The sequence below is a fragment of the Streptomyces sp. NPDC014882 genome (genome assembly GCF_043081325.1).
GTDB lineage: Bacteria > Actinomycetota > Actinomycetes > Streptomycetales > Streptomycetaceae > Streptomyces.
This window is the reverse complement of sequence record NZ_JBIBWL010000004.1, coordinates 419,468-428,226: the sequence shown is the minus strand read 5'-3', so window position 1 is coordinate 428,226 and position 8,759 is coordinate 419,468. Positions and strand designations below refer to the sequence as shown.

7 protein-coding genes are annotated in these 8,759 nt (G+C 71.7%); all 7 read right to left on the bottom strand.

Annotated elements, in window-relative coordinates; genetic code table 11:
- Position 1: 1 nt before the first annotated feature.
- Positions 2 to 514 carry a YbaB/EbfC family nucleoid-associated protein gene (locus ACF09K_RS13175; protein ID WP_392243051.1) on the bottom strand — a complete coding sequence of 171 codons (513 nt, stop codon included), beginning with the start codon at positions 512 to 514 and terminating at the stop codon, positions 2 to 4.
- 15 nt (positions 515 to 529) lie between these two features.
- Positions 530 to 4,069 carry an AAWKG family protein gene (locus tag ACF09K_RS13170; protein WP_392243049.1) on the bottom strand — a complete coding sequence of 1,180 codons (3,540 nt, stop codon included), beginning with the start codon at positions 4,067 to 4,069 and terminating at the stop codon, positions 530 to 532.
- Positions 4,070 to 4,081: 12 nt separating this feature from the next.
- Positions 4,082 to 4,528, bottom strand: coding sequence for a type VII secretion system-associated protein (locus ACF09K_RS13165; protein WP_392243047.1), 447 nt, complete (start codon positions 4,526 to 4,528; stop codon positions 4,082 to 4,084).
- Positions 4,529 to 4,556: 28 nt separating this feature from the next.
- Complete coding sequence (locus ACF09K_RS13160; RefSeq protein WP_392243045.1) at positions 4,557 to 4,877, bottom strand: WXG100 family type VII secretion target; 321 nt, start codon at positions 4,875 to 4,877, stop codon at positions 4,557 to 4,559.
- 76 nt (positions 4,878 to 4,953) lie between these two features.
- Positions 4,954 to 5,298 (bottom strand): hypothetical protein, encoded by a 345-nt coding sequence (locus tag ACF09K_RS13155; protein WP_392243043.1) that lies wholly within the window; start codon positions 5,296 to 5,298, stop codon positions 4,954 to 4,956.
- Positions 5,299 to 5,773: 475 nt separating this feature from the next.
- The gene (eccB, locus tag ACF09K_RS13150; protein WP_392243041.1) at positions 5,774 to 7,252 is read right to left on the bottom strand and encodes a type VII secretion protein EccB; all 1,479 of its coding nucleotides are present in this window, start codon (positions 7,250 to 7,252) and stop codon (positions 5,774 to 5,776) included.
- Between the two features lie 18 nt (positions 7,253 to 7,270).
- Positions 7,271 to 8,668, bottom strand: coding sequence for a type VII secretion integral membrane protein EccD (eccD, locus tag ACF09K_RS13145; RefSeq protein ID WP_392243039.1), 1,398 nt, complete (start codon positions 8,666 to 8,668; stop codon positions 7,271 to 7,273).
- Between the last annotated feature and the right edge of the window lie 91 nt (positions 8,669 to 8,759).

Sequence of the window (8,759 nt, the reverse complement as noted above, 5' to 3'; positions counted from 1 at the left end):
ATCACGCGCCCTCCTTCCGTTCCCGTCGTCCGCCGGCCGTGCCGCGGGCCGCCCCGGGCGGGGCAGCGGGTTCCTCGTCGTCCTCGACGATCTCGTCGCGGAGCCTGCTCATCGCCGTGGACCCCTCCGCCACGGAGGTCTCCCTGAGCAGCGATCCGAAGAGGGACTCCCAGTCGACGCCCATCCGTTGCGGGGCGGCGCCGCGCGCGGTCATCCTGGTGAGCGGGTCGAGCGTGGCGACGACCCGGCGGGCCATCTCGGCCCGCGCCTTGTTCGCGGCCTCCAGCACGGCCGCGGAGAGCTGGGCGGCGGCCATGGTCCGGTACTTGCCGTCGAGGAACTCCAGGCTGGTCAGTTCCCCCTTCGCCCCGACGGACACCCGGACCGACCGGTCCGCCGAACGCGCGGTGACGGACGCCGCGTCCAGCTCCGCGCGTGCCGAGGCCGCGGCCTGCTCCGCCGCCTCGAGGTGGGCCATCGCCTGGGCCACGCGGTCCTCCATCGGCTGACTCATCCCGGTTCCCTTCCCTCAACGTCCCAGGGCCTGCGGCGCGCCGCCCTCGTCGGTGCCCCAGACGTCCTCGTCCTCGGCCAGCCACGTGGTCCGTTCCCGGTCCCCGCTCTCCGTCTGCGGCCTGCCGCCCTCCCCCGCCCCGCCCATGGGTCCCATCGGCGGCATGAAGGGGCTGCTGCTGCTGGTCTGCGTGGACCGGGGGACGACGCGGTGCTCCTCGTCGTCGACGGTCCGCGTGGCGGCGGCCGTCCGGCCGGAGCGGCCGACCGCGGGTTCGATGACGTTCCTGGTGCGCTCGCCGGAGTTGCCGCCGGCCTCGCCGCCCGCGCCGCGCGTCATCGGCGGATACATCCCCGGCGAGCCCGCGCCCGTGCCGGAGCCGTCGGAGGAGACGCCCGCCGGGGCGCCGCCGCCCTGCGGACGTCCGAGGGCCGAGGCGAGGTCGTCCTGGTTGTAGAGGTTGTCGTTGAACACGGAGGAGTACGCGGAGCCCGCCGAGCCCGTGGAGCCGCCCCCGTTGTAGGCGGAGAGGTCGGGGGGCTCGGGGAGGTCGGCGATACGCTGCCGGATCTGCTCGTCGATGTCCTTGCCGTCGGCGCCGATCCTGTCGTACTCGGCCTGGATCTCGGCCATGCGGCGGTCGTAGTCGGCCTTGGCGTCCTTGCGCGCCTGCTCGGCCTCGGTGCGCGCCTCGTCCCGTTCCGCCCGGGCGTCGGCCTTCGCCTCGTCGTACTCTTTCCTGGCTTCGGCCTCGGCGGCGTCGGCCCGTTCGACGGCCTTCTGTTCGGCGGCGTCGATCTCCGCGATCCGCCGGTCGTACTCCTCGCGGGCGTCGTCCTCACCGGTGCCGGCGGCGATCTCGCGCTCGTACTCCTGGCGTGCCTGGGCCCGTTCCTGCTCGGCGTCCTGCCGCGCCTGGTCCCGCTGTTCCTGGGCCTCGGCCTTCTCCTGCTCGTACTCCTGTCGCGCCGCCGCCTCCTGGCGGTCGGCGTTCTGGAGGGCGGCTTCGCGCTCGGCGCGGGCCTCGGCCTTCTGCTGCTCGTAGTCGGCCTGCGCGTCCGCCTTGGCGTTCTGGGCGTCCAGCCTGGCCTGCTGCTTCTCCTGCAGGGCCTCGCGGCGGGCCTCCTCCTGCCGGGCCTCCGCCCCGGCCCGCGCGTCGGCCTGCTCCTGCTTCGCGGCTTCCTTCTCCGCGGCGGCCTCCGCCTTCGCGGCCTCCTGCTCGCGCTCCGCCGCGGCCTTCGCCTGGGCCTGCTCCTGCTTGGCGGCTTCCTTCTCGGCAGCGGCCTCCGCCTTCGCGGCCTCCTGCTCCTGCTTCGCCTCGGCCTGCGCGGTCTCCTGCTCCTGCTTCGCCGCGGCCTTCTCCTGCTCGGCCTCCGCCTTCGCCGCCTCCTGCTCGCGCTCCGCCGCGGCCTTCGCCTGGGCCTGCTCCTGCTTCGCGGCTTCCTTCTCGGCAGCGGCCTCCGCCTTCGCGGCCTCCTGCTCCTGCTTCGCCGCGGCCTTTTCCTGGGCCTGCTCCTGCTTCGCCGCCTCCTGCTCCTGCTTGGCGGCTGCCTTCTCCTGAGCCTGCTCCTGCTTCGCGGCTTCCTTCTCCGCGGCGGCCTCCGCCTTCGCGGCCTCCTGCTCGGCCTTGGCCTCGGCGCGGTCGGCCTCGTTCTGGGCCGCGGCCCGTTCCCGTTCCTTCTTCGCCTCGTCCTGCGCCTTCTGGTTCTGCGCGAGGGCGAACGCCTGCTGTTCGGCGGCCGTCTGCTTGGCCTCGGCCTTCTCCTTCTCGGCCTCTTCCTTGGCGGCGGCCTGCTCGGCCTTGGCGTCGGCCTTCTCCTTCTGCGCCTCTTCCTTGGCGGCGGCCTGTTCCGCCTTGGCCTCGGCCTTCTCGCGCTCCTGCTCCGCCTTGGCCTCGGCCTTCTCCTTCTCCGCCTCTTCCTTCGCGGCGGCCTGCTCGGCCTTCGCTTCGGCCTTCTCCTTCTCGGCCTCCGCCTTGGCCTCGGCCTTCTCCTTCTCGGCCTCCGCCTTCGCGGCGGCCTGCTCGGCCTTCGCTTCGGCCTTCTCCTTCTCGGCCTCCGCCTTGGCCTCGGCCTTCTCCTTCTCGGCCTCCGCCTTCGCGGCGGCCTGCTCGGCCTTGGCCTCGGCCTTCTCCTTCTCGGCCTCCGCCTTCGCCTCGGCCTTCTCCTTCTCCGCCTCCGCCTTCGCCTCGGCCTTCTCCTTCTCGGCCTGGGCCTTGGCGGCCGCCGCTTCGGCCGCCGCCTTCTTCTTCTCGGCGTCGGCCTCCGCCTCGGCGGAGATCTCGGAGAGGGGACGGTCGTCCTTGTCGGTGATGCTGGTGTCGAAGGCCTTCTCGGCGGCCTTGAAGGCCTTGTGGATCTCGACGACGGCCTCGGCGCCGGCCGTACCGAGCCAGTCCTGCACGGACTGCTCCCACCGGCGCACCGCCTCGTCGGCGATCGCCTTCCACGTGGTCATCTCGCTCGGCTTGCCGTACGACTTGCCCTCGATGACGATGTCGTTCTGGAAGCCGGTGGTCGACACCACGTAGTTGTGCCAGGAGGTGTACGCCCCGGAGCCGCTGGACACCGTCTCGATGTCCGTCTTGTCGTACTGGGTGTCGAAGAGGGTCAGCCGGGCGTTCTGCAGCATGTCGTAGAGCCAGCGCTGCGGATTGCTCTCGGCCCTCCATGCCTCCCGGGCGTCGTAGAGCTTCTGCGCCTGGGCGAGGAGAACGCCCTGGGCCTCCGCCAGCGCCCGGGCCGGCCCGGAGGTCACCGTCACGCCGTCGACGGTGACGGCGCTCTTGTCGCCGCCCTTGCCGTCGAGCTGGTCGGCGTACCCCTCGTAGTTCCGGGCCAGTTTGTGGATGAGTTCCTTGAAGACGGCGGCCGACGTGCCGTCCCAGGATTCGCTGCCCTCTCCGATGTCCTCGGTGTCCCACTTGCCGACGGTGTCCGCGCTGTCCTCGAAGAACTTGACCACCCGGTCGAAGGCCTTGGCCGCTTCCGTGAAGGTGCGCAGGTCGACGTAGTCGGCGTCGTTCACCGGGTAGCCGCGGTTGGTGAACCCGTGGGTCGAGTAGGGCCACGTGATGATCTGCGAGAGGGCGTCCCCGGAACCGTAGACGTACCGGACCAGCGCGTTGGTGTTCCAGTCGAGCTTCTCGCCCTCTTTGTTCCAGCCGCCCTTGTCCTTCAGGCGCTCGCTCGTCTTCGTGTAGTCCGGGATGATGTCGTTCCCGCTCGGCGGCGAGGCCTGGCCGGACGCGAGGAAGGTGATGTAGGCGCGGTACCGGTAGAGGTACTTCCCCGCGGAGACGTCCTGGGAGTCGTCGCTGGGGCGGTAGAACGGGATGGTGTAGTCGGTGTTGTGCGTCTTCCAGCCGCTGGAGGACAGGAACCCCGACGAGTACTCCGGGCCCCCGCTCTTGTCCAGCCGGACGTGGATCAGCGGGATGCCGTCGTTACCCTTCAGATCGTCGAACAACGTCTTCCGCTCCGGCAGGACGTAGCCGGTGAGCAGGTCAACCGCTTTCTTCCAGTTGTCGTTGTTGTTGTCCTCGGGGTTGGCCATCGCCGAACTCCGTCACTCTTTCTCTTGGGTGGCGCCCGGGTTGTCGAGATCGCTGTCGACGTCCTCGAAGATGTCCATGAAATCGTCCGCGGTGATGTTCTCGAGGTTCTTGCCCTGGGCCTTGGCCAGTTCGTCGATGGTGTCCCACAACGCCTGCTCGAGATCCTCGAAGAGGACCGTCTGGTCCTCGAGGATGCGCACGACCTCACCCGCGCCCTGCTGGATGACCTTGTTCAGGGCACCTCCGCCGACCGCGCTGTTCTCGCCGGCCATGAGGCCGATGACGAGCGGCTTCGCGGAGTCGATCGTCGTGGTCGAGATGCTGTCCGCGATGAACGAGATCGCCGGCCCGGCGGTCGGACTGTCCTTGAGGATGTTCTCCAGCGTCGTACGGAAGCCGTCGATCTGGTTGTTGATGAAGTTCTTCAGGAACGTGCTGTCGAGGACCGTGACGGCCACGTGATCACCCTTCCGTCACCGGCCGGTCTCAGCGGCTGCCGATCCTGATGTCGCCCCACCGCTGCGACAGGTTCTGCTCCGTGTAGCGGTAGTTGGAGGAGATCTCGGTGAGCAGGCCGGAGTGGTTGGCGAGCAGGGTCTTGATGTTCTCGACGGCGTTGTCCCACTTCGCCTGGACCTCGCTGTAGACGTCCCGGTCGTCACCGATCCAGCTGTTGCGGAGTTCGGACAGCTCCATCTCCAGGTTGGCCAGGATGCTCATGATCGCCTGGGACTGGCCGACCATGTCGTCCGCCGCGCCTTCGGCATGGTTGTAGTCGACGTAGATGTAGCCGTCGGAGAAGTCCATCGGATTCCTCGTTTCACCGGGTTAGCGAAGGGAGTGGAAGGTCTGGGGGTCTGCCGGGCGCGTCGGGTGCGCCGGGTCAGTTCGACGACGTGCCGGCGCCGTTGAGCTCGTCGAACACCTGCGTGGAGCGCGAGTACTCCGTGTCGATCGCGTCGCTGGTGGACCCCTGCACCAGCCCGTGCTCGGTGAGGGTGCCGTTGAGCTCGTCGACCATCCGGTCCAGGTTGATCAGGATGGTGTCGACGTGCTCGTCCCACTGCTCCAGCAACTTCTTGTACTTTCCGCCGTCGACGCCCCCGTAGTTCGAGGCGAGCGTGTGCGACGTGGACTGGACGTCCTGCTGGCAGCGCTGGACACCGGTGAAGGCCTGTTCCAGCGCCATGATTCCATTACGGGTCGCGCGTTCTTCGGACTGCTGCATGGCCATGAGGAAACTCCCTTTTCGGCGAGACTCACCGGGCTTCGATCCCCATGTCACCCTGCGGGCAGACAGGGCGTCCCGGCGAGCATGACTGACTCGCGGAACCATGGGATGGCCAGATGTTATGCAGGCCTCAACTTGTTTGGCAATTGCCTGCCAAACCCCGAAGTCCGTTGCCCGGAAGCTCAATTGAGCAATGACCCGGAATTCACGCCGCTCAGGTGAGCGGTGCGGTGAATGCGGCCGGACAGATCGGGCAGCGGGCGCGGTCCACCGGGCTCCGCCGGGGCCCGGCTTAACACGAGGTGACCACGCGGACCCCAAGAATTTCCCTTCCGGACGACCCCGGCGACCCCGGCCCCTGCCCTCCCGGACCCGGCTTCCCCCTCCCGCCCCCGGACCCGGACCGGGACCGGGACCGGGACCGGGGGCCTGCCCTGCCGGCCGCCGCCGCCCTGCCGCCCCCTACCGCCCCCTACCGCCCGGGGCACCGGAGCGTCACGCGTGCCGCGCCCTCGGACGCCGCCTCGGGGGTCAGGTCCGGGCCGCTGGGCAGCATGGCCAGCATCGGGGACGGCATCGTCCGCGCCTCGGCGCCCTCGTAGCCCAGCGCCTTCACCGCCTCCTGGGACAGCAGCCGGTACTTCACGCCCTCGTCCGTCACCAGGTACGTGGTGTCACCCAGTGCGCTGCCACTCGCGCTCGACGCCCTGACCAGCGCGCCCCTTCCGGCCCGTATCGCGATGGAGTCGACCTTCAGGCAGCCCGGTTCGACCTCGGGCGCCGGCGCCTGCACGGCCTCGGGGAGGGCGCCCTCGGGCAGTACCGAGGTGCCCACCCGCACACCGGAGTTCGCGGAGTCGACCTCGGCGCAGGCCACGGAGCCGGTGTCGGCGGTGACCGCCTTCGGCGGCTTCGCGGGCAGCTTCGCCGAGCCCGGGCCCGAGTGGCGCGCGTCGGGGGCGAGATGCCCGGCCAGGGCGTCCGCACCGAGCGTCGCCACGGTCGCGGCGGCCCCGCCGTACGCCTTCTGGCGCGTTCGCGGGTCGGCCAGCAGGAGGGTGGCGCCGGTGTCGGTGAGGGGGACGAGGCCCTCCCGCGTGAGCAGGTGGTAGCGGGCGGCGGAGCCGGGCACGTCGACCTTGAAGAGCTGCCCGATCCTGGTGCTCCGCCCGGCCAGTTCGGGCCCCTTCCCGCCGCGGCCGGGCACGTCGGCGGGCGCGAGGTCGGGTCCCAGCGGGAACGCGTCGAGGAACGCCGCGGAGACGGGGCGCGGGGCGACGTCGCCGTACCCGAGGGCCTCGGCCGCCTTCGCCCGCTCGTCCAGGCGCAGCCGGCTGCCCTGCCACAGCAGGTACGCGGCGTCGTCCGGGCCGGTGACCAGCATGCCCTCGTCCTCGCCCAGTCGCCTGCCGCCGGGCACGTCCTGCGGGGCGCCGGTGCCGAGGGCGAGCGTCGTGGTCGCCGTGACGACGCCCGTCGTCCGCGGGACGGTCCGGGAGCACACCAGCCACGGCGTGCGGTCCAGGTCGCCGGCGCCCGGGAGTGCCTCGGGCCCGTCGGGGATGCCGACGGGCGTGCCGTGCGGGGTGCCGGCCAGCGAGGACGTGCCCACCGTGGTGACGCCGACGTCGCCGCCGGTGAGCAGCCGGGCCGACGCGTAGTTGCGCACCGGACGCAGCCGCCCGTCCAGGTACAGGTAGCGGGCGCCGGTCTGCTTGTCGACGATCAGGTTCTCCCCCGAGCGCCACGAGTCGTTGCCGCCGGGCCTGATGAGTCCGAAGACGAACGCGCCGGCGCACACCAGCACGGCGATGACGACGCCGATCGCGGCGCCGCGGTTGGTCCGTCCCAGCGGGCTCTCCGGGGAGTCCGGCTCGGCCCGCAGCATGGCCGAGGCCAGCCGTCCCATGATGAAGAGGTGTGCCTGTACCTGGTCGCGTTTGCTGTGCATGGTCGCCGTTCTCCCGGGTCAGCCGTTGATGCCGCGGAGCCGGCCGTAGACGCCCATCGACCAGAGCGTCAGCGGCAGGATGCTGACGGCGGCCAGTGAGTGCAGCAGCTCGGCCGCGCGCCCCCAGTACGGGACGAGCCGCCGTCCGGGCACGGTCCACGAGGCGATCGTGATCGCGGCGGCCAGCCCCATCAGGCCGGCCGTCAGGGTCAGCCGGTCCACCGGGGCCAGGGCGCGCGCGGAGACGAACAGCAGCAGGGCCGCGCCCCAGGCCCCGGCGGCGGTCAGCGCGAGGCGCTGCCAGAGGTTGCCCAGTCCCCGGCTGTGCAGCAGCAGCAGGAGGGAGAGGGCCACGACGGTGAGGATCTCGGCGAGGTCCGGCACGGCCATGAGCGCCGCCTGGCAGGGCAGGCAGACCAGGCCGATGGCGCCGTAGAGGGCGGTCATCCAGCCGTCCGCCAGCGCGGCGCGCGCGTCGACCTCCGAGGAGGAGTACGGGTCGATGCCCTGCTGCAACTGCTGGACGTTGGTCGGCAGGGGCGGCATCCGCATGCCGGCCAGCCGGAACGACAGGGTCGGGACGAACCCGCCGAAGAGCACCACCACGACGGCCACCACGCCGGCCGCCTGCTGCGGCGCCAGGTCCAGGGTGATCAGGGCGGCGCCGAGGGCGCCCGCCGCCGCGACGCAGGCCGTCCCGACGAACAGCGCCGGGTACACGCCGACCGCCGCCAGGGCGAGCACCGCGCCCGCGCCGCCGGCCGCGGACGCCGCCAGGAGCCGGGCGCCGAGGACGGCGTCGCCGTCGGCTCCGCCCAGGTCGCCGCCGGGCAGCAGCCAGCCCGCCAGGGCGAAATAGGGGGCCGCCGCCAGGCCGAGCACCGAGCCGGCTCCGGCGTCCCCGACGGCGCGGGAGGCGGAGCCGGCGCCGGCGATCAGCAGCAGGCCGGCGGCCGCGGCGGCGACGGCCCGCACCCAGCCCGCCGTGCCCGGCATGGCCAGCAGCACGAGGCCCAGCGCGAGGGTGGCCGCGGCCAGCCCGCGCAGCAGGCGCCGGCCGGCCCGGTCGCTCCAGCCGTGCGGCCTGCGGCCCATGCCGTCGGCGATGCCGTCGACCAGGTCGTCGATGTGCACCTCGGGCAGTGCCTCGGTGCGCGGTCGCAGGTAAAGCGCCTCTCCGTCCCGCAGACCGAGGGAGTCCAAGGTACTCTCGGGGTCGAGCGGTGGACCGCCGAGGCGTTGGAGCACCCAGCCTCCGTGCTCCAGGCCGGATTCCTCCAGGCCGTCCCCTCCGTAGCCGATCACTGTGGGCAGCAGGTCGGCGACGGGGACGTCGGAGGGCACGGCCAGGTCGACGGTCCTGGCCGGAGCCCGTACGGTGACGCGGCACAGGCTTGCCGTCTGAATCTCAGTCATGGATGCGGGGTTCACACTTTCTGGCGGGCCACGGGACGCGCGGTGGCTGGAAGGTGGCAGGCACACCGGTCGGTCGCCGAACGCGACGAAC

Excerpts from the sequence above, each read along its gene's own strand:
- ACF09K_RS13175 (WP_392243051.1), bottom strand. The coding sequence starts at position 514 with ATGAGTCAGCCGATGGAGGACCGCGTGGCCCAGGCGATGGCCCACCTC.
- ACF09K_RS13170 (WP_392243049.1), bottom strand. The coding sequence starts at position 4,069 with ATGGCCAACCCCGAGGACAACAACAACGACAACTGGAAGAAAGCGGTT.
- ACF09K_RS13160 (WP_392243045.1), bottom strand. The coding sequence starts at position 4,877 with ATGGACTTCTCCGACGGCTACATCTACGTCGACTACAACCATGCCGAA.
- ACF09K_RS13155 (WP_392243043.1), bottom strand. The coding sequence starts at position 5,298 with ATGCAGCAGTCCGAAGAACGCGCGACCCGTAATGGAATCATGGCGCTG.
- eccB (WP_392243041.1), bottom strand. The coding sequence starts at position 7,252 with ATGCACAGCAAACGCGACCAGGTACAGGCACACCTCTTCATCATGGGA.
- eccD (WP_392243039.1), bottom strand. The coding sequence starts at position 8,668 with ATGACTGAGATTCAGACGGCAAGCCTGTGCCGCGTCACCGTACGGGCT.